Origin of the sequence: Blastomonas sp. CCH9-A1 (genome assembly GCF_001557175.1) — a bacterium.
In the GTDB taxonomy this organism is placed as follows: Bacteria; Pseudomonadota; Alphaproteobacteria; order Sphingomonadales; family Sphingomonadaceae; genus Blastomonas; species Blastomonas delafieldii_A.
In genome coordinates, this window is the sequence record NZ_LSHM01000032.1 from 217,135 (window position 1) to 237,913 (window position 20,779).

Below are 20,779 nucleotides of genomic sequence, written 5' to 3' on the forward strand. Positions count from 1 at the left end.
AGGGTTGCGAAGTCTTGGCGACGAAGGAGCTTAGACGGAGCTGGGTGAGGGGGCGGCGACCGCGATGCTGCGCCATGCCCTCTCTAAGACTTGCTAGGCGGCAAGCTGCCAAGCCAAGTCTTTTCTCTCCCGTGAAGGGAGAGAAGTTTTCCGCGTTCCCCTTCATTTCAGCGTGATCAGGATGTTGCCGACACTGTCCACGGTGCCGGTGCAGTCCGCCTCGATCAGCGTGGTGGAATCCATTTCGATGACGATGGCCGGGCCCGGGATCACGTCCCCGGCGAGCAGCTTGGAGCGGTCGTAGATGATTGCAGGCACCATCGCCCCGCCCATCCACAGCTCATGATCGCGCAGCTTCGCCGCCGATGGGTCGCCATTGCCTTGAGGGAGCTTCGCGGCGGGCAGGTCGAGCGCCTTGCCCATCGCGACCGCGCGCAGGTTCACGATCTCGTGCTCGCTATCCATGTTGAAGGTGAACAGCCGGTGGTGCTCCTCATCGAAGCGCCCGGTCAGCCATTCGATGCCGTGGGTATGCAGGTCATCGCGGGTGACCGACATCGGCACCTCGAACGCCTGACCCGCATAGCGAACATCGACCTCGAAGGTGATGGTCACATCGTCCTTCGCGACGCCCTCGGCGACCAGCTCGTCGCCGATCTGCGCCGCCATCTCGTCCAGAATGCCGCCCAGTTCCTCGAGCGTCGTCTGCGAAGCCAGGCGCGAGAAGCTGCGCGCGGTTTCGGTGCGCATCCGCGTCGTCGCATCGCCGAGCGCGCACAGCACGCCGGGGCTCACCGGCGAGATCGCAGGCCAGCTGCCCATCAGCCGCGCGACCGCGTTGACGTGCAGCGGGCCTGCCCCGCCAAAGCCCATCAGCGCAAAATCGCGCGGGTCATAGCCCTGCTGCACCGAGATCATGCGCAGCGCGCCGAACATGTTCTCGTTGACGATATCGATGATACCGCGTGCGGCGGCATAGAGGTCGATGCCGAGCGCATCGGCGATGGTCTGCACCGCCTTTTTCGCGCCTTCGCGGTCGAGCTTGAACGTGCCGCCGAGCAGCGCTTCGGGCAGATAGCCGAGCACGACATTGGCGTCGGTCACGGTGGGCAGTTCGCCGCCCTTGCCATAGGCGACCGGCCCCGGCACCGCGCCCGCCGATTGCGGGCCGACACGCAGCGCGCCGGTCAGTTCGGGCACATAGGCGATCGATCCACCGCCCGCCCCCACGGTCTTGACGTCGAGCGCCGAAGCACGGACCGAAAGGTGCCCGACCTCGGTCGTACGCACGCGGCGCGCCTCCAGATTCTCGATCAGCGCGACGTCGGTCGAGGTGCCGCCGACATCCAATGTCAGGATATTGTGGATACCGGCGTTTTTGCCGACCCAGATCGCACCGGTGACGCCACCCGCAGGCCCCGACATCAGCAGCGAGACGGGATGCTCTTCGGATTTTTCCGAAGACATGAGACCCCCGTCCGAGCGGAGCAGCGCCAGCTTGCCTGCCATGCCCGCATCGCGCAGCCGGCTGCGCAGGTTGCGGACATAGCGGCCCACGACCGGGCGCACCGCAGCGTTGGCGACGGTGGTCAGCGTGCGCTCGTACTCCTGCATCTCGGGCAGCACGACATGGCTCAGCGAAATCGGCACATCGGGCAGGATTTCGGCGGCGAGCTCTGCCACGCGCTTCTCGTGCGCGCCGTTCAGATACGCGTTCATCAGGCTGACCGTCAGCGCCTCGATCCCCTGGCCTTTCAGCTTCTCGAGCGCAGCGCGAATATCGGCATCATCGGTCGGGCGGATTTCCGACCCTTGCGCCGACATGCGGCCCTTGATCTCGACCGTGTCTTCCAATGCTGCGAGCGGGGTCGGCTTGGGCCAGACGATCCAGCCGGCGAGCCCGCCGGGGACGAAACTGCGCGCAATCTGCATCACCTGGCGATAGCCTTCGGTCACGATCAGGCCGACGCGCGCGCCCTTGCCCTCCAGCACCGCATTGGTCGCGACCGTCGTGCCGTGCAGGAAGATCTCGACATCCGCCGGCGTGATCCCGGCTTTGGCGCAGATCGCCTGCACGCCGATCAGAATGCCTTCGGAACTGTCATGCGGGGTCGAAGGGGTCTTGTGCCGCCAGAAGGCGCCAGATTGTTCGTCGAACAGCAGCAGATCGGTAAACGTGCCGCCGACATCGACACCCAGCCTGTAACTCATGCATTCACCCCTTCAATTGCCGGGCTTGGCGCCGACATGATTGATGTTTGGTTCCGCCTCAGGCTGCCGCGCGGGCAACCAGGGAAGGCAGCTCGCGACCGAGAATCCCGGCCATCCAGCGATTGGCCGCGATGGCGGCGTCCAGATTCATGCCATGATCCAGCCCCGACCGCTCGGCGAGATAGATCAGCTCTTCGGTCGCGATATTGCCGGTGGCCCTGGGCGCGAACGGGCAGCCGCCCAGCCCGCCCAGGCTCGCATCGAGCACGGAAACGCCCGCCTGGATCGCCGCCCAGGCATTGGCGATGCCGGTGCCGCGCGTGTTGTGGAAATGCGCGCGCAGCGGAATGTCTGCTGGCACGAACTCGCTGAGCCGCCCGTACAGATCGGTCACCTGCGCGGGCACCCCGACGCCGATCGTGTCGGCGAGCGCGATCTCGGACGGCCCCGCTTCCAGCACCGCCTTTGCGATGTCGACGATCCGCTGCGCGGGCACATCGCCCTCGAACGGGCAGCCGAACGCGGCCGAGATGGTCACCTGCGCGATCAGGCCGTTTTCCTTGGCAAAGCGGATCATCTCGCTCGCCTCGGCAATGCCTTCCGCCACCGTCTGGCCCTGGTTCTTCTGCCCGAACGTATCGGTGGCAACGATCACGCAGCCGATCTCGTCGACCCCGCGCCTGCCGCCTTCCCTGGTCGCCAGCGCGCGCAGCACGCCGCGCTTGTTGAGCGTCAGGCCGATATAGGACACGTCCGCGCGGTCAGGCAGCCCGGCGATCACGGCTTCCGCATCGGCCATTTGCGGCACGCGCTGCGGGTGGACGAAGCTTGCCACCTCGAGCCGCCGCGCGCCTGCATCGATCATGCGGCCGATCATCTCCAGCTTGTCGGCAGTGGAGACGATATCGGGCTCGTTCTGCAGGCCGTCACGCGGGCCGACTTCGACAATCTGGATGCTGCTCATGGCGATGTTTGTATACATTTGTGGAGAGCCCGTCCAGCCGCTCGGAAAATTGACTCAGTCATTGGCCTGGCGCTGCTCCTTGTGGCGCTTGGCGGTGCTGCTGAAGACGTGGAAGGCGCGGCGGATATGGCTGGTCATCACTGCGCGGGCCCAGTGCGAATCGCGTGCGGTGAACGCGGCGATCAATTCGCGATGCTCACGCGCCGATTGCAGCAGCTCTTCGGTCTTGTACTGCGCGGCCGTGCGGCGGACCACCGGCTGTTCGACCAGCATCGGCAGCATGGCGGACAGGCGGGGAGAACGGGCGGCCTCCAGAATGATCTCGTGAAACCGCCGGTTTTGCGCCAGAAATGCGGTGACATCGGGCGGACTGCACCGCACCGCCGCGTCGAGAAGGTCGGAAATCCGGCCCAGTTCCTCGACCTGGCGGCCCGAGATGTTGCGAGCGGCGCGGCTGGCGGCATGACCCTCGAGCATGCCGCGCAGCACGAACATCTCGTCGATATCGTCGGCCGACCAGTCCGCGACGAACAGCCGTTTCGAATCGCTGCGCACGATCAGCAGCTCGTTCTCGAGCCGCCGCACCGCCTCGCGCACCGGGGTACGCGACACGCCAGAAATGCGCGCGAGCTGTTCCTCGGTCAGCTGCTGGCCCGGTTCCGCGCGGCCCGAGAGCACGAACTGACGGATCTTGTCATAGGCGATATCCGATGCCCGCGGCGATGCTGCCTTTTCCATTGCCTGCCATCCCGTCCCGGGGTCACGCACCGCTCCGGCGTCCCATGCCCGGTGCGCGCCCAATTGCGCCGATCTTGCGCCAATCCAATTTCGGCCTTGACGATAGACATTTGTATACAATACCGTCAAGCCATGGATCGCGGTCGGACCAACCGATGCAGACGATCCCGAAAGGTGGGGTAGCGTATGGCTGATGATCGCCGCATCAAGGTGATAGTACCCATTCCCATGGACGAGGCCGGCGTCGCCGCCCGCGCCGCGCAGCTGCCTTCCGATTTTGTCCGCCCCGGCTTTTCACCCGAATTCGTCGCCGTCCCCTGGGGTGCGGCGCTGGGTGACAGCTATCACGACATGCTGCTGATGGACTGGACGGTGTTCCAGACCGGCATCACTGCCGAGGACGAGGGCTATGCCGGAGTGCTGATCGACACGGTCAGCGATTCGGGGCTGCGCGCGCTGCGCTCGCGCCTGTCGATCCCGGTGATCGGCCCCGGTGAAGCCGCGTTCGCCGCCGCGATGATGCTGGGTAAGAAGTTCACCGTGCTCACCATGTGGCCCGAATGGTTCCCGCTCTACCAGAAGACGCTGACCGAATATGGCTTCTGGGACCGCGTCGCCTCGCTGCGGTCGATCGACACCCGGCCCGATGTCACCGAGCTGCTCGCGGGCAAGGAAGAGGTGATCTTCGACAAGCTCAAGGCCGAAGCCACGCGCGCGATGGAAGAGGACGGCGCGGACGTGATCGTATTGGGCTCGACCACCATGCACCAGTCGGCGGCGTTCCTGGCGGCAAACCTGCCGATCCCGGTGATCAATCCCGGCCAGATTGCCTGGAAATTCCTCGAAGGGCTGATCGAGTGCGGCCTCACCCACAGCAAGAAGGCATTTCCGACCCCGGAAGTGCCCAAGGATGCAGATATCAGAAAGGGTTGGTTCTGATGACAGACTGGTCACCTGGCGGCGCAGGACAGGCTCCGCTGCCCTATCCGTTCTATGTCGACATCGTCACCAAGCGCTATTTCGATGGCGTCGACAACAAGAACATGGACGAGGTGCTGAACTGCTTCGCCCCCGATGCGCGACTGACCGAAGTCACGTCGAACACCGTGCATGACGGTCGCGAGGCGATCCGGGCGATGTTCGTCAAGCTGTTCGCCGATTTCGAGCAGATCTGGCACGGCAATTTCGTGCATGTCGCCGATCCGCAATCGAACGCGGTCTGCTCGCAGTTCACCGTGCTGATCACGCCCAATGGCGGCGAGCAGCTGCGCTACGAGAACTGCAACCGCTTCTACCTCAAGGACCGGCTGTTCCAGGAGGTGTTCGTGTACATGAGCGGCGACAATCTGCTCAAAGAAGGGGATCTCTGATGCAATATGCCCCGACCATGCGCCGCGACGAACTGATCGCGTTCGCAACGCAGAGCTATTTCGCCAGCGTCGACCGCAAGGACATGGCTGCCACGCTCGCCTGCTTCCATGACGAGGCGCTGTTCACCGTCCAGACCAGCTTCACCACCCATGCCGGCAAGGCCGCAATCGAGCGGATGTTCACCGATTTCTTCGGTGCCTGGGAGAAGATCGTTCACCGCGATTTCACCTGCACGGTCGACGAAACCAACGGCCGGATCGCGGCAAGCTTCATTGCCGAACTGACCGCCGCCGATGGCAGCGTCACCACCTTGCACAACACCAATTTCTGGCGCCTGCGCGACGGCAGGTTTCAGGAAGTCTACGTCTATATGAGCGGGGCCAATGTGCTGGTCTGAAGACCGGCCGAAACAACACCCGCCAAGCAAAATATAGGGTTCGGGGGAACCCGCATATATCAGGGAGTTCACAGCATGCGCTTACCCAGTCTGTTTGCCGCAGCATCGGCCACCGTCCTCGCCAGCGCGCTGGCAACACCCGCTTTCGCGCAGGATTCGGCCCAGGCGGAACCGGCGGACGATGTGATCATCGTTACCGCGCGCCGCCAGAACGAAAGCCTGGCCGAGGTGCCGGCATCGGTGACGGTGCTCACCGCCGATGCCATCCAGAAGACCGGGGTCGAAACCGCCGACCAGTTCGTGCAGCTGACGCCCGGCGTCACCATCGTCACCGGCACGGCCGAGGCGGGCGACACGCAGATCAACATCCGCGGCATCAACGGCGCGCGCGACGCCGAAAGCTCGGTCGCTCTGGTCGTCGACGGTATTCTCAAGACCAATACCGCGCAGCTCAACCAGAACCAGGGCACCATTCGCCAGATCGAAATCCTCAAAGGTCCGCAGGGCGCGCTTTATGGCCGCAACGCGGCGGCGGGTGCGATCGTCATCCAGACGATGAAGCCGAGCGACCGGCTGGAAGCGGGCATCGAGCTCAGCGCCGCCGAACAGCAGACCTACAGAGGCAATGCGTTCATCTCGGTCCCGCTGGGCGAAAATGCCGGTTTCGTCCTGTCGGGCAGCTATCTCAAGACCGATGGCTTCTATCGCAACATCTTCCTGGGCAATTCCAAGACCATCGACGACCAGGAGGTCTGGTCGGTGGATGGGCGCTTCGTCGCGCAGCTCGGCGACCGGACCGAGATCGACGCCAAGGCACGCTATTCGGACCTGACCGGCGCGTCGATCGCGTTCAACGCGGCCTTCCACCTGCCCAATTTCGCGGCGGCAAACCCCGCCTTTTTCGAGGATGTGAACCGCCACCCGTTCAACTTCTACAGCAATATCCGCCCGACCAACGACCAGACATCGTTCGATGCTTCGATCAAGCTCGAGCATGAATTCGACTTTGCCAAGCTGACCCTGTGGGGCCTGTACAGCGATGTCGACCAGTCGCTGACCGCTGACGGCACCTCGGCGGACTTTGCCCGCTTCACCTTCCCCGGCGCAACGCCCGCATCGGTGGCAGCATCGAACGCCTGTTTCCGCAGCACCGCGCAGCTCACCGGCTTCCCGGTCAACCAGCCCGGTTTCATCGGCGCGACGCCGGTGCCGTTCATCTTCGCGCCGGCCACCGGATCGACCTTCGGCCCGTACAGCCCGACGACCTGCGACGGCACACAGTACCAGATCCGCCAGCAGGAAGATTTCAGCGGCGAAATCCGCCTGTCCTCGAACGGCGACGGTCCGTTCAACTGGCAGCTGGGCGCCTATCATCTCAACATCAGCCGCGATGTCGGCGTCAGCCTGGGCGCGGATCTTGGCCAGGGCATCATCCGCCGACTCTACAACGCGCCGGGCACGACCAACCCCACGACCCAGCTCTATTTCGACAGCTTCAGCACCGATGTGTACGCCGCCTTCGGTTCGGCCGAATATAACTGGAACGACCGGATCAACCTGGGCCTCGCGCTGCGCTACGATATCGAGGATCGCAGCGTCTCCAACAATGTACCGCTGGTGCTCGATCCGTTTACCGGAGGGCCGATCAATCCCGGCCAGACCGCAGGCGCCATCCCCGACAAGTCGGAAAGCTACAAGCAGCTTCAGCCCAAGCTGACCTTCCGCTGGTCGGTGGCGGACAATTTCAACGTCTATGCCAACTGGGGGATTGGCTTCAAGGCGGGCGGCTTCAACAATTCAGGCTCCGCCGCGATCGTCCGCCAGTCGTTCAACCAGTTCATCGGATCGCAGGTCACGATCAACGACGATTATCGCAAGGAACGGTCCAGCGCGTTCGAGGGCGGCTTCAAGGGATCGATGTTCGACGGCAAGGTGACGTTCGATCTCGCGGGCTATTATACCGATGTCCGCGACATGCAGTTCTTCGAATTCTTCGTCGGCGGGTTCGGTCTGCTCCGCGTGGTGTCGAACATCGACAAGGTCGAGCTGTATGGCGCGGAACTCAACCTCAATGCCGAGGTGACGCCGGGCTGGACGATCTTCGGTGCGTTCAACGTCACCGAAAGCGAGATCAAGCAGAACCGCTCGCGTCCGCAGACGGTAGGCAACAAGTCGCCCTCGACCGCCGACTATACGATCAACCTGGGCACCCAGATCGTAGCCCCCATCGCCAAGAGCTTCGATCTGGTCGCCCGCGCCGATTATCGCATCACCGGCCCGACCTGGTTCCACACGCTGCAGAACAACACCGTGCCGACGATCTTCAGCGGCCTGCTGCCGGGATCGGCGCTGGCGCTGCCCGCCTTTGTCGGCGACGCCAATTATGCGGTCACCCGGCGCGAAGCCTTCGGTGTGCTCGACGTGCGCGCGGGTCTCGAGGGCGAGCAGTGGCGCGTGACTCTGTTCGCGGACAATGTGCTCAACCGGCGTTATCTGAACGAGGTGATCACCGCAGCCGAGTTCGGCGGTTCGTTCATCTCGCCGGGCGGCCTGCGCCGCATCGGCGTGGAAGTCGGCTACAAGTTCTGATGCCTGCTGCTGGCACCACCCGCGCCCGCGCGCGGGTGGTGATCAGGCCTTGAGATAGATCCAGCCGGCCCAGAGCCAGCCGATGATCAGCAGCGTGCCGCCGATTGGCGTCACCGCCCCCAGCCAGCGTGGCGCGCCCAGCGCCATGGCATAGAGCGTCACCGCAAAGATCGCCCCGCCGATCAGCAGCGTCCAGGCCGCACCGGGCGCGCGGCCCATGATCGCGAGCGCCGCGACGGCATGTACCATCTGATACAGGCCGCCGGTGCGCAGCCATTCGGCCTGCTGCTCGCCCGCCGCCGCATGCGCGCCGAATGCCCCTGCCGCCACCGCGAGCGCGGCAGAAACGGCCGCCAGAACCCCTATCATCATCGCGTCGCTCCCCTTGTCATTGCCCCAGCAGAGCCGCCATGCGCTCGGCCGCCGGTTGCCAGGCAAGCCCGCTCTGCGTGAGCCAGCCATCGTCATAATAGCTGGTATGATAGCGATCGCCTCCGTCGCACAGCAGCGTCACCACGCTGCCTTGGGTGCCCGATGCCGCCATTTCCTCGATCAGCGCGGCGCAGGCGATCAGGTTGGTGCCGGTCGATCCGCCGACGCGACGCCCGAGGCGATCGGACAGCGCGCGCATCGCGCCGATGCTGTCGCCATCGTCGACCGCGATCATCCGGTCGATCACCCCGGGGATGAAGCTCGGCTCAACCCGGGGGCGGCCGATACCCTCGATCCGGCTCGCGCAGCCTTCGGGGAGCGATGTGGCGCTGCGATCATGAAAATGCCGGTGGAACACCGAATGTTCGGGGTCTGCGACGCACAGCCGCGTCGCATAACGCTGATAGCGCAGATACCGCCCGATAGTGGCCGATGTGCCGCCGGTGCCCGCGCCGCACACGATCCATTCGGGCTCGGGATATTCCTCTTCGGCCATCTGCGCGAAGATGCTCTCGGCGATATTGTTGTTGCCGCGCCAGTCGGTCGCCCGTTCGGCATAGGTGAACTGGTCGAGATAATGACCGCCGGTTTCCGCCGCGAGCCGGTGCGCGACATCGTACACGGTGCGCGGATCGTCGACCTTGTGAATCTCGCCGCCCTGGAAGCGGATGGCATCGAGCTTGGCGGGCGCGGTGGTCGCGGGCACCACCGCGATGAAGCGCAGCCCCAGCATCCGCGCGAAATAGGCCTCGCTCACCGCGGTCGAACCCGACGAGGCCTCGATCACGCAGGTCTCCGGCCCGATCCATTCGTTGCACAGGGCATAGAGGAACAGCGATCGCGCCAGCCGGTGCTTGAGGCTGCCGGTCGGGTGAGAGCTTTCGTCCTTCAGATACAGCGTGATGCCTGGGAAACGTGGCAGTTCGAGCCGGATCAGGTGCGTGTCGGCGGAACGGTTGTAATCCGCCTCGATCCGCCGGATCGCATCATTGAGCCAGCCGCGCGGGCAAAGCTCGCTCATCCTTCGGCGTCCACCAGACCGTGGCGCACCAGCATTGCGCGCGGATCGGGATCGCGCCCCCGGAAAGCGCGGAAGCTTTCCGCCGCAGGCCGGGTTGCGCCGCGCGCCAATACCTCGGCGCGGAAACGGTCGCCGGTCGCACGGTCGAGCAGCCCGGCCTCGACGAACGCCATGAAGCCGTCGGCGGCGAGCAGTTCGGCCCAGAGATAGCTGTAATAGCCCGAGGCATAGCCGCCCGCGAAGATATGCGAAAAGGCATGCGGGAAGCGGTACCATGCGGGCGGACGGATCACCGCCACCTCATCGCGCACCGCCTCGATCACCTCGACGGGATCGCTGCCCATCGTGCCGAGGTGCAGCAGCATGTCGAACAGCGCGAACTCGATCTGGCGGATCAGGAACAGCCCGGCCTGAAAATGCCGCGCGCGCAGCAACCGGTCGAAAAGGTCGTCGGGAAGCGCCTCGCCGGTCTTGTAATGGCCCGACATCGCGGTGAGCACCTGACGGTCCCAGGCGAAATCCTCCATCAGCTGGCTGGGCAGCTCGACCGCATCCCATTCGAACCCGCTGGTGCCCGCGATGCTCGGGCGGTTGACCTCGGTCAGCAGCAGGTGGAGGCAGTGGCCGGTCTCGTGCAGCAGCGTGCCGACATCCGAATGGCTGAGCAGCAATGGTGCATCGGGTCCGGCGGGCGAGAAATTGCACACCATATAGGCGACCGGCAGCTGGACGTGATCGCCATCGTTGCGGCGCGGGCGTGCCTCGCCCATCCACGCGCCGCCGCGCTTGCCGGGCCGCGCGAACAGATCGAGATACAGGCCCGCAATCGCCTTGCCGCTCTCGTCGACGACATCGTAGAAGCGCGCATCCTGATGGTAGAGCGAGGCGTCGGCGCGCTGTTGCAAGCGGATGCCGAACAGCCGCTCGAGCAGCATCTGCCAGCCCTGCATCACCTTTTCGACCGGGAAATAGCCGCGAATTTCGGCCTCGTCGACCGCATAGAGCGCCTGGCGCAACCGGTTCGAGGCAAAGCCGACATCCCAGGGCTGGAGATCGGCGATGCCCAGCTTCCCGGCGGCAAAGGCCTTCAATTCATCGAGATCGCGCTGCGCCGCCGGCTTGGCGCGGCTGGCAAGATCGCGCAGGAAGGCAAGCACTGCGCCGCCGTCCGACGCCATCTTGGTGGCGAGCGACCATTCGACCGGATCGGCAAAGCCCAGCAGCCCCGCCGCCTCGCGCCGCAGTTCCAGGATGCGGGCGATACGCTCGGAATTGTCGAACTGACCGGCATGCGGCCCCTGATCCGAAGCACGGGTGCCATAGGCCTTGTACACCCGCGCGCGCAGATCGCGATTCTCGGCAAAGGTCAGGATCGCGTTGACCGATGGCGCCTGCAGCGTCACGCGCCAGCCAGTCTGGCCCTTCGCCTCGGCAGCGGCGGCAAACATCGCCTTGTCGGTCTCCGACACGCCCGCAAGCTCCGCCTCGTCGGTGATCAGCTCTTCCCAGGCATCGGTCGCATCGAGCACCGCGCTGCCGAATGCGTTGGAGAGCGTCGCAAGTTCCACCGATACCGCCTTAAACCGCTCGCGCGCCGCCTCGTCGAGCGCCACGCCCGACAGGCGGAAATCGCGCAGTGCGTGCTCGACTGCGACCCGGTCTGCGTCAGGCAGCGCAGCGAATTCAGGCGTCGCCGCAAGCGCCTCGAACACCTCGTAGAGCTCGCGATTCTGGCCGACCATGATGCTGTTGGTAACCAGCCGCTGCTCGCCCTCCTGATAGGCGGTGCGCAGCTCGGGGCTGTCGGCTACCGAATGCAGGTGCGACACCGCCGCCCAGATCGCGCCCAGTTCCGCCTCTGCCCGCTCGAGCGGCAGCCAGGCGTCGGCGAACGTGACAGGCTTGTCGCGCACCAGCGCCTCGATCGTCGCGGCATGACGGGTGAGCGCCTCATCGAGCGCGGGCGCGATATGATCGGCAGTGATTTCGGCAAAGCGCGGCAGCGCGCGCGTATCGAGCAGGGGATTGGTCGTATCGGTCATCACTGCCCTTTAGCGGAATTTGGCGCAGGGTCAGGCAAAAATGTGCGGGCGCTCAGCTCCGGCCCTGCAGATCGCGCAGCATGGCCGCAGCCTCGGCACGCTCGGGAAACGCCCCCAGCGACAGCGAGGCGCGCAGCGCGCCCATCGCGCGGCCAGGCTTGCCTGCAGCGGCATAAGCCTGGGCCAGATGATAGCGCAGCCAGGGGTTGCGCGGTTGCAGGGCTTGCGCCTTTTCGAGCATCTCCACTGCCAGCATCGGCGTCTCCGCCGCCTCGGTCAGCGCCATGCCGCGCACATGCGCGACCAGCGGGCTTGCGGGCTGGACGCGATAGGCGAGCCGCGAATCATGCGCCGCGCGTGCAGGATCGCCCGCGCGCAGACGGGCGAGCGCGAGATCGGTGAGCAGCATCGGCTGGCTGCTGCCAAGTTGGGCATGCAGCGCCGACAGCATCGCTACCGCGCCGGCCCATTCGCCGCGATCGATATAGGCGTTGGCAAGCAACCGCAGCCCGCCGGTATTGGCCGGGCTCATGTCGACGAAGCTTTCGAGCAGCGCATCGGAGTCGCGCGCACGACCGAGCTCGCGCAGCGCCAGCGACAGGCGCCGCACCACCGGCTCCGCCAGACGAATACGCGCCGCGCGCTCGTAATAGGGCAAGGCCCCACTGGCATTGCCCGAGGCGTACAGCACATCGCCCAGCAGCATCTGCGCGTCGGGCACGCCGGGATTGCCATCGGCGAGCGGGCGGGCAAATTCCTCCGCCTGCGCAAAATCCCCGCGCGCTACCAGCATGCGGACATAGGGCACCACCGCGCGCGCATCGCGCGGCGCGGCGCGGGCGGCATCGGCAAGCAGCCAGGGTTCGTCGTCCTGATCGAGCCGCAGCAGCGGTGCGGGATCGGGCGCCGTTGCACGCGCGAGATATTCGAGCGCCGCGTCGCGCTCGCCTATCGCTTCGAGCGAGCGCCCGACGAGCGTCAGCAAATAGGCGCTCGCCCCCGCGCGATTGGCGACCGGGCGGAAGCGTTCGAGCAGCGCCTCGTGCTCGCCCTCGGCATAGAGCGCGCGCGCGAGCAGTTCGGCAGCGCGGCGGTTGAGGGGCTGCGCATCGGCAAGCTTTTCGAACCGGTCGATCGCCTGGCGATAGTTGCCGAGCTGGAACTCGACCACGCCTTCGACCTGCATCGCCGCCGGCACGCCTTCCAGCGCGCCTCCGGTCTTCTGCATCAAGGTGCGCGCCAAATCGTAGCGCCCCGCCCGCGCCGCGAGCACGGCTTGCAGGAAATAGCCGCGCGGGTTGTTCGGCTCGAGCGCGACGATCTGCCGCGCCGCCTTCAGCATCGCGCGCATCCGGCCCATATCGCCCAGCGTCGCGGCATATTCGCCGAGCACGGCGGTATCATTGGGGTCGATCGCCAGCGCGCGCTCGAACCATGGCAAGGCGGCAGCGAGCCCGGTCTGGCTGCGCGTCAGTTCACCGCGCAGCTGCAAGGCGCGGACATTGCCGGCGTCGAGCGCAACCGCATGGTCGGCTGCTTCCAGCCCGCCCGCCTGATCGCCCGATGCGGTGCGGAAGCGGGCAATGTCGGTCCAGAGCAGGCTGTCATCGGGGGTGAACTGCAGCGCCCGATCAAACGCAGCGCGCGCCTCGTCATACTGACCGAGCGCCAGATGCGCCCGCCCCTGGGTCCGCGCGGCATAGCCCATGTCCGCCTTGGCCACCGGTCCCTCGCCCAGCCAGCGCAGCGCATCGCCGGCCCGGCCCTGGAGCACCATCGCCTCGGCCATCGGCGCGCGCACCAACGCGCGATCGGCTCCGAGTTCCAGCGCGCGCTGGAGCTGGCCCTCCGCCCCGTCGGCGTCGAACAGCGCCAGAAACACCCGCGCCTGCGCGAGCCGCGCCTCTTTCATCTTCGGCGCGGCCTTGATCGCGTTCATCAGCTCGATCCGTGCCGCGCGATTGTCGCCGCGCGCACGATAGTCGGCGGCGCGCGCCATCGCCTCGCGCGCCGTACCCATGTCTTCGGCGCGCAATGCCGCGCCGGTTGCTCCCAGCAGCAAGGCCCCGGCGGCGAGCGCCAGCCACAGCCTGCTGCCGGGACGCAGATCAGCTCTGGATGTCATATTGCCGGAGCAGATCATACAACGTCGGGCGGCTGATGCCGAGCAGCTTGGCCGCGCCCGAGATATTGCCCTCGGTCCGCGCGAGCGCATGGCGGATCGCCTTGCGGTCGGCCAGTTCGCGCACCGCCTTGAGGTTGAGGAACTCCGCTGTCTGCGGTTCGGCGCGCTCGAGGTCGAGATCCTCGGCGGTGACCAGCCGGCTTTCGGCCATGATCACCGCGCGCTTCACCCGGTTTTCCAGCTCGCGCACATTGCCGGGCCAGTGCCAGGCATCGAGCATCTTCAGCGCATCGGGGGCAAAGCCCTTCACGGCCGGGTTCATCTCTGCGGCGAACCGGGCGAGGAAATGCTTGGCGAGCAGCACCGCATCGCCCGGCCGCTCGGCGAGCGAGGGGATGTGCACCACGATCTCGGCAAGGCGATAGAACAGGTCCTCACGGAACCGCTCCTCGGCGATCATCTTCTCGAGATTCTGGTGGGTCGCGCAGACCACGCGGGTATCAACCGGGATCGGGCTGCGACCACCGACCCGCTCGATCACGCGCTCCTGCAGGAAGCGCAGCAGCTTGACCTGCAAGGGCAGCGGAATGTCGCCGACCTCGTCGAGGAAAAGGGTGCCGCCGGCGGCCTGTTCGATCTTGCCGATCGTGGTCTTGATGGCGCCGGTGAACGCGCCCTTTTCATGCCCGAACAGCTCGGATTCGAGCAGGTTTTCGGGGATCGCCGCGCAGTTGATCGCGATGAAGGCGCCGCCGCGGCGGTTGCTCTTCTCATGCAGGCCGCGCGCGAACAGCTCCTTGCCGGTCCCGCTCGCGCCGAGCAGCATGACCGAGACATTGGTATTGGCGACACGCTCGATCGTGCGCGCGGCTTTCACCATCTGCGCATCGCCGGTGATCATGCCGCCGAGCACCGTATGGTCCTCACCCGATTTCTGGCTGAGCCGCGCATTTTCGCGCTCGATCTGCTGCACGTTGAGCGCGCGGCGGACGATCAGCGCCAGATCGTCGATCTCGACCGGCTTGCGGTAGAAATCATAGGCGCCTTGCGCGATCGCATCGCGCGCGCTCTGCCGCTCGCCATGGCCCGAGGCGATGATCACCTTGGTATCGGGCTTCAGCCGAAGGATCTCCGCCAATGTCGCAAAACCCTCGCTGACGCCATCGGGATCGGGCGGCAGGCCGAGATCGAGCGTCACGACATCAGGCTCCTCATAGCGCAGCAGGTCGATCGCGCTCGCCCGGTCGCCCGCGCACAGCACCTCGAAATCGTCGAACGCCCATTTGAGCTGACGCTGCAGCCCGGCATCGTCCTCCACCACCAGCAGGCGCGGCAGCCGGTTGGCGCCCTTGCCACCACCGTTCATCGCGGGATTGGGGGAAAGGTCGGTCATCGGTCAGGCTACCTTTTCAGCAATGGGCACGGGCTGCGCCGCCGGATCGTCGGAATCGATCCGAGTGGCGAGCGGAAGATGGATGGAAAAGCGGCTGCCCTCGCCCTCGCGGCTCTCGACCTCGATGCGCCCGTGCATCGCCTCGACCAGCAGCCGCGCCTCATAGGCGCCGATGCCGAAGCCGTCGGTCTTGCTCGAGATGAAGGGCTTGAACAGCTTGGAACGGACGAATTCGGCGGACATGCCCGCGCCATGGTCGACAATCTCGATCACGCCGTTGAGGCCATCGCGCGCCATGCTGACATAGACCGGCGTATCTCTGGGGCTGGCATCGATCGCGTTCTGGATCAGATGGCCGAGCACCTGTTCGAGCTGCGCCGGATCGGCCATCAGCATCAGCCGCTGCGCGGCGCTTGCGATCACCGGATGCCCAGCCTGCTTGGCCGCGATCACTGCGCGCACCACGCGCTCGGCATCGATCGCGCGGACGCCCTCTCCCGCCGAGCGCGCATAGCCGGTCAGCCTGCGGATCAGGGTGTTCATCTTGCCGACCGAATTCTGCAGCGTTGCGATCATGTCCTTGCGGAATTCGGGATTGTCGGCGTGCCGCTCGGCATTGCGCGCGACCAGGCTCAACTGGCTGACCAGATTCTTGATGTCGTGCATGACAAAGGCCATGCGGCGGTTGAACTCGTCGAACTGGTCGGCCTCGCGCAGCGCCTCTTGGCTGCGCGCCTCGGCGAGATAGCTGGCGAGCTGCCGTCCGACGAGGCGCAGCAGATCGAGATCCTCCCAGTCCAGGCGCCGTTCGACCAGCGGACGCGAGAGCACGACCAGGCCTGCGAGCCGGTCGAAATGGACCAGAGGCACGATCGCCCAAGCATTGGGCTCGTCGAGCACCCAGGGGGGAATCGCGCGCCGATTGGTGTCGCGGTCGCGGCCCGAGCGCAGCGCGTCGAGCTCGACGATCCGCCCGGTCGTCTGGAAATAGCCGATCGTTGCTGCCGTGCAGGCCTGGGCGGGGACATCGGCGGTCGGCCAGTTGAACCGCGCCTGCAGCTGCATGCGGCCATTGTCGCCGGGCGCGAGCAGCAGGCCCGCCGGGCTGTCGCTGATATCGGCGGCGGCCTTGATCACGCGTTCGTGGAACGGCGCGGTGCCATCGCCCGGCCGCCCAATCGTCTCGGTAAAGCGGATCCATTCGGCGCGATAATCATAGCGGTGCTGGAAGAAATGCTTGGTCGCCTTGACCTTGAACCAGGCGCGGAACCGGTCCGATGGCAGCAGGATCAGCGCCGCGAGCGACATGCCGAGCACCAGCAGCATCTGTGCGCCCGACGCCACCGTCCCGCCGACCGCGCGCAGCAGCTGCGCCACCGCGATCATCGTGACGAGATAGCCCAGGATCGCGAACAGCGAGAGCGAGCGATAGGCGATCTTGCGCGACAGGGTCAGCTTCCATCCGCCGGGCCGGCTGGCGGCAAGCGCGAAGAAGGGCACCGCAAAGATCATCAGCACGCCGCGCAGCGCCAGCATGTCGGCGCTCGGACGGTCGTTCAGATACCCCATGGTGTAGAGGTTGAGATCGTACAGCCACATCGCGGCCAGCGCGGTCAGCGGCACGCGCAGGCTGGTGCGCGTCTCCGCATCGGCGACGCTGTACAGATTGTTCGCCAGCACCAGCGCGCCGACGACGAAGATCATCCTGAGCAGCATCGCGCTGCCCTGCGCCAGGCTTTCCAGCCCCTGATGGGCAGCAAGCAGGGTAAGTCCGTTCTCCACCACGGGCTGCGCCGCGAGCACCAGCGTCAGCACCAGATAGACCGCCGTCACCGTGCCCGGCTGGGCTCGCGCCGAGCGCACCATCTGGAACAGGAAGGCCAGCCAAGCGAGATTTCGCAGCGATTCGGCGAGACCCGCAATCGGGTGGACGGGGCCGAGCACCGCGACAGCGAACGCCCAGAGACTGGTCGAGAGCAGAGCCAACAGCAGCGCGGCATCGCCCAGCGACGGGCGCGCATCGCGCAGCCTTGCCCAGCGCTGCACCAGCCAGGCGGCCACCAGCAGGGTCAGCGCCGCCGCGCCGCTATGGGCCCAGAGGCCTATATCGGCCCAGTTGGCCATGGGATCAGCGCGCGCCATCCGGCCACAGCACGACGCGCAGCGTCTGCAGAATGATCAGCAGGTCGAGAAAGGGCGTGTAGTTCTTGGCGTAATAGAGGTCGTATTCCAGCTTGTGCCGGGCATCCTCGACCGACGCGCCATAGGGATAGTTGATCTGCGCCCAACCGGTAATGCCCGGCTTCACCATGTGCCGCTCGTTGTAATAGCGCATCTTGGTTTCCAGATCGGCGACGAATTCGGGCCGCTCGGGCCGGGGGCCGACAAAGCTCATGTCGCCCTTGAGCACGCTCCAGGCCTGGGGCAGCTCGTCGATCCGCACCTTGCGGATGAAACGGCCGAGGCGCGTGACGCGCGGGTCGTTCTTCTGCGCCCATTGCGCACCATCGACCTCGGCATCGGTGCGCATCGACCGCAGCTTGACGATCTCGAACGGCTGTCCGTAAAGCCCCACTCGCTCTTGCTTGAAAAAGGCCGGACCCTTGCTGTCGAGCTTTACCAGCAGCGCGAAGAGCAGGATGATCGGCGCCGTCAGCACCAGCAGGATCGAACTGACGACCAGATCGAACATGCGCTTGGCGATGGTCGAAATGCGCCTGCCTGCGGAAAATCCGTCGGAAAAGATCAGCCAGCTGGGATTGACGGTGTCGAGATCGACCCGCCCGGTCTCGCGTTCCAGAAAGGTCGAAAGATCGTTGACGTGAACGCCGGTGGTCTTGATGCGCAGCAGGTCGTTGAGCGGCAGCGCATTGCGCCGCTCTTCCAGCGCCAGCACCACCTCGGTCACGTTGAGGTTCTCGACATGCTTGGCGAGATTCTTGATCGCGTCGCGGTTGATCGCCTCTTCGACCACCAGCGGGCCGTCGTTCATGGCGACGAAGCCGACAAGCACGAACCCGGCATCGGGACGTTCGGACAGGTCCTGCACCCGTTGCGCGCGCTTGCCGGCGCCCAGCACCATCAGCCGGCGCTTGAACGCGGTGGTGCCCAGCAATCCGCCGAGAATGATGCGGTTGCCGATCAGGAAGACGATCGACAGACCCATCGCGTACAGGCTGTTCGAGCGCCACAAGGTGGTGCCCGGCAGGATGAAATAGGTGACCGACAGCAATATGACGCCCAGCGAGATCGCGACGAGCAGCCGTGCGGCAGCAAAACGCAGCGATTGCAGGGAGTCGGGCCCGTACACCCCGACCGCGATCATCGCCATGTGCACGAGCAGCGCGAAGGTGGCTATCGGCAGCGGCCGCTGGGTGAGCGGTTCGACCGCCATGCCGATCTCGTGCGCACGCCAGACCCAGCCGATTTCGGCAGCAAGGCCCAGCAGCGCGAGATCGAAAAAGCCGAGCAGCAGCACCGCATGCGGCACATAATGTTTGAACAGCCTGAGCATGCTGCCCGTTATAGCCGGGCAATGGTCAAGTGTCGGTTAATTTTACAGCCACATTGGCGCTGAGCCCCAGAAATTCGGGCACATTGTCAAAGCTTTTTACGCCCTGGCGATGGTCGGAGGGTGCTTACTCGCCGATCTTCTGCGCAGCATCCTGTGCGGCGTCGCCCACCTTCTGCGCCGCGTTACCGACCTCATTCGCGGCACCAGCGACGGCGTCGGTGCGGACCTCGCCCTGCTGCAGGAACTGCCAGGCAAAGAAGCCGCCGACGACCAGGATCAGCAGCAGGATCGCCATCATCAGCCCGCTGCCGCCTCCCGAGCGGCGTTCGACGACAGTGGTGTGAGTCTGCACCGGCTCGACCGGGCGATCGGTCACGGTGGTCGTGGTGTATTCCGTCATGGCATTTCCCCTAAGCGGTTGTTCTGGGGCGTGTACGGCCATGCGCGCCAGGGGTTCCAGAAACCGGCAGTGCCTAGTCGGTGACGAAATCGAACGGCGTGACACCGCGTTCGCGATCGTCGAATTTCAGCCGGATGCCGAGCGGCGGCTTGGATCGCTGCGGGCAGTCGCCGCGCTTGCACATCGCGCAGCCCGGGCCAATGCGCGTTGCGCCTGCCGCGCTCAGGTCCATGCCGCGCGCATAGCAGAGCGTGGCGGCCTGATCGACCGGCACGCCAAGGCCGATCGCGAATTCCGCCGTCGTGCCGCCGGCGCCATAGCCCGCGCCCTGCACGCTGCGCGCGAGTGTGAGCCAGCGGCTCGCATCCTCCAGCTCGACCAGCTGGACCTGGACCTGGCTGGGGCGCGAAAACGCCTGGTGCAGGTGCCACAGAGGACAGGTCACCTCGGTATCGGCGAGCGGCGCCCGCGCGGCTCCGCCGAAGCGCTTCGACACCTGACCAGCGCGATCGACGCGGATCATGAAGAAGCCGAGGCCCCGCTGGCCCACCCGCTGCAAGGTCGTGAGCCGGTGCGCGACATGCTCGAACCCGGCCCCGAAGCGTCGCTGGAGCAGCAGCATGTCATAGCCCGATTGCTCGCAAGCGCGCAGGAAACGGCCATAGGGCATCATCACCGCAGCGGCGAAATAGCTGAAGATATGTCGCTGGTAGAGCCGCTCGGCGGTGCGGTCGCCGAACTGCGCACCGGCGACCAGCGCGTTGATGTCCGCCCGAAATTCGAGCTGACCGAGCAGATAGGCCGCCTGGAAGGTGCGCGAGGCCATGTCGAGCATCTCGGACAGCTGCAACTGGCGCGCATGCAGATCGAGCCGGCGCAGCTTTTCAGGCATCACGCTTTCGGGCAGGATGCGGATCGAGAGCTGGTGCTTGGTGCGCAACCGTTCGGCAATGGCGGAATAGAGATCGCCGCTCTGCAGCCGCAGCGCATCGGCCAGCTCCTCGGCGGCATGGTCGAGATCGGCAAAATGGTTGCGCCAGCGCTCGATCTCGCCGCGCACGCGTGCCACCGGATCATCGACGGCGGCCCCCGGCGCTGCGCTTCCCGCGCCGCCCTGCACCCGGTCGTACAGCCGCGCAAAGGCCGCCGCGGTGCCGGGCGATGCCGCCAGCCAGTCCTCGATCTCGCCCGGCTCGACGCCGAGATCGGCAAAGATCGGATCGGCCATGCGCCGCCGCATCGGCCCCAGCCCGCCGCCCGGTTCATCCCCGGTCAGATCGCGCGGATCGACATCGAAACGCTCGGCCAGGGTCAGCATCAGGCGTGCGCTGACCGGCCGCAGGTTGCGCTCGAGCAGGTTGAGATAGCTCGGCGAAATATCGAGCCGCTCGGCCATGGCGGCCTGGGTGAGACCGGCATTGCGGCGGAGGCGACGCAGCGCGGGTCCGGCGTGAAGCGAAGGTTCGACCATGGCCCAGTTTGTAACAATCATGACAAACTGACAAGGTTTTCATGGGTAATGGTGGCGTTATCCGCCGATTTTTTGTCAATTTCTGCTGCCAAAGGCCATTTCTGCCTCTAG

Annotated in this window: 16 protein-coding genes; 4 read left to right on the plus strand and 12 right to left on the minus strand. The window is 65.8% G+C overall.

Annotation, left to right across the window (positions count from 1 at the left end; genetic code table 11):
* Nucleotides 1-162: 162 nt before the first annotated feature.
* The 3 genes from AX725_RS10780 to AX725_RS10790 are packed head-to-tail and all read right to left on the minus strand — an operon-like array spanning nt 163 to nt 3,913.
* Nucleotides 163-2,211: a hydantoinase/oxoprolinase family protein gene (locus AX725_RS10780; RefSeq protein WP_060978932.1), complete on the minus strand. Its 2,049-nt coding sequence runs from the start codon at nt 2,209-2,211 to the stop codon at nt 163-165.
* Between the two features lie 58 nt (nt 2,212-2,269).
* Entirely contained in the window at nt 2,270-3,175 is a 906-nt protein-coding gene (locus AX725_RS10785) for a hydroxymethylglutaryl-CoA lyase (RefSeq protein ID WP_081097206.1), read from the minus strand.
* 54 nt (nt 3,176-3,229) lie between these two features.
* A complete protein-coding gene (locus AX725_RS10790) occupies nt 3,230-3,913 on the minus strand; it encodes a GntR family transcriptional regulator (protein WP_060978934.1) in 684 nt (227 codons plus the stop codon).
* Between the two features lie 186 nt (nt 3,914-4,099).
* Between AX725_RS10790 and AX725_RS10795 the strand changes: the two genes are divergently transcribed.
* From AX725_RS10795 to AX725_RS10810, 4 genes are all read left to right on the plus strand, one after another.
* Complete coding sequence (locus tag AX725_RS10795; protein ID WP_060978935.1) at nt 4,100-4,852, plus strand: aspartate/glutamate racemase family protein; 753 nt, start codon at nt 4,100-4,102, stop codon at nt 4,850-4,852.
* Complete coding sequence (locus tag AX725_RS10800; RefSeq protein WP_060978936.1) at nt 4,852-5,283, plus strand: nuclear transport factor 2 family protein; 432 nt, start codon at nt 4,852-4,854, stop codon at nt 5,281-5,283. The genes AX725_RS10795 and AX725_RS10800 overlap by 1 nt, the downstream gene beginning before the upstream one ends.
* Nucleotides 5,283-5,681 carry a nuclear transport factor 2 family protein gene (locus tag AX725_RS10805; RefSeq protein WP_060978937.1) on the plus strand — a complete coding sequence of 133 codons (399 nt, stop codon included), beginning with the start codon at nt 5,283-5,285 and terminating at the stop codon, nt 5,679-5,681. Before AX725_RS10800 ends, AX725_RS10805 begins: the two co-directional genes overlap by 1 nt.
* A 75-nt stretch (nt 5,682-5,756) precedes the next feature.
* Nucleotides 5,757-8,270: a TonB-dependent receptor gene (locus tag AX725_RS10810; protein ID WP_066114965.1), complete on the plus strand. Its 2,514-nt coding sequence runs from the start codon at nt 5,757-5,759 to the stop codon at nt 8,268-8,270.
* A 42-nt stretch (nt 8,271-8,312) separates the two neighbouring features.
* Here AX725_RS10810 and AX725_RS10815 read toward each other — a convergent pair whose 3' ends face one another.
* The 9 genes from AX725_RS10815 to AX725_RS10855 all read right to left on the minus strand — a co-directional run bounded on the left by AX725_RS10815 (nt 8,313) and on the right by AX725_RS10855 (nt 20,668).
* Entirely contained in the window at nt 8,313-8,639 is a 327-nt protein-coding gene (locus AX725_RS10815; RefSeq protein WP_060978965.1) for a DUF423 domain-containing protein, read from the minus strand.
* 19 nt (nt 8,640-8,658) lie between these two features.
* Entirely contained in the window at nt 8,659-9,723 is a 1,065-nt protein-coding gene (locus tag AX725_RS10820; RefSeq protein WP_060978939.1) for a PLP-dependent cysteine synthase family protein, read from the minus strand.
* A complete protein-coding gene (locus tag AX725_RS10825; RefSeq protein WP_066114963.1) occupies nt 9,720-11,765 on the minus strand; it encodes a M3 family metallopeptidase in 2,046 nt (681 codons plus the stop codon). The genes AX725_RS10820 and AX725_RS10825 overlap by 4 nt, the downstream gene beginning before the upstream one ends.
* 52 nt (nt 11,766-11,817) lie before the next feature.
* Entirely contained in the window at nt 11,818-13,890 is a 2,073-nt protein-coding gene (locus AX725_RS10830; RefSeq protein WP_060978941.1) for a tetratricopeptide repeat protein, read from the minus strand.
* Nucleotides 13,874-15,283 (minus strand): PEP-CTERM-box response regulator transcription factor, encoded by a 1,410-nt coding sequence (prsR, locus tag AX725_RS10835; protein ID WP_171007804.1) that lies wholly within the window; start codon nt 15,281-15,283, stop codon nt 13,874-13,876. The genes AX725_RS10830 and prsR overlap by 17 nt, the downstream gene beginning before the upstream one ends.
* A gap of 3 nt (nt 15,284-15,286) precedes the next feature.
* Nucleotides 15,287-17,407, minus strand: coding sequence for an XrtA/PEP-CTERM system histidine kinase PrsK (gene prsK, locus AX725_RS10840; protein ID WP_067513253.1), 2,121 nt, complete (start codon nt 17,405-17,407; stop codon nt 15,287-15,289).
* Between the two features lie 4 nt (nt 17,408-17,411).
* Nucleotides 17,412-18,797, minus strand: coding sequence for a TIGR03013 family XrtA/PEP-CTERM system glycosyltransferase (locus AX725_RS10845; protein ID WP_066114961.1), 1,386 nt, complete (start codon nt 18,795-18,797; stop codon nt 17,412-17,414).
* A 124-nt stretch (nt 18,798-18,921) separates the two neighbouring features.
* A complete protein-coding gene (locus tag AX725_RS10850; protein ID WP_060978943.1) occupies nt 18,922-19,197 on the minus strand; it encodes a hypothetical protein in 276 nt (91 codons plus the stop codon).
* Between the two features lie 73 nt (nt 19,198-19,270).
* Nucleotides 19,271-20,668: a helix-turn-helix domain-containing protein gene (locus tag AX725_RS10855; protein WP_060978944.1), complete on the minus strand. Its 1,398-nt coding sequence runs from the start codon at nt 20,666-20,668 to the stop codon at nt 19,271-19,273.
* Between the last annotated feature and the right edge of the window lie 111 nt (nt 20,669-20,779).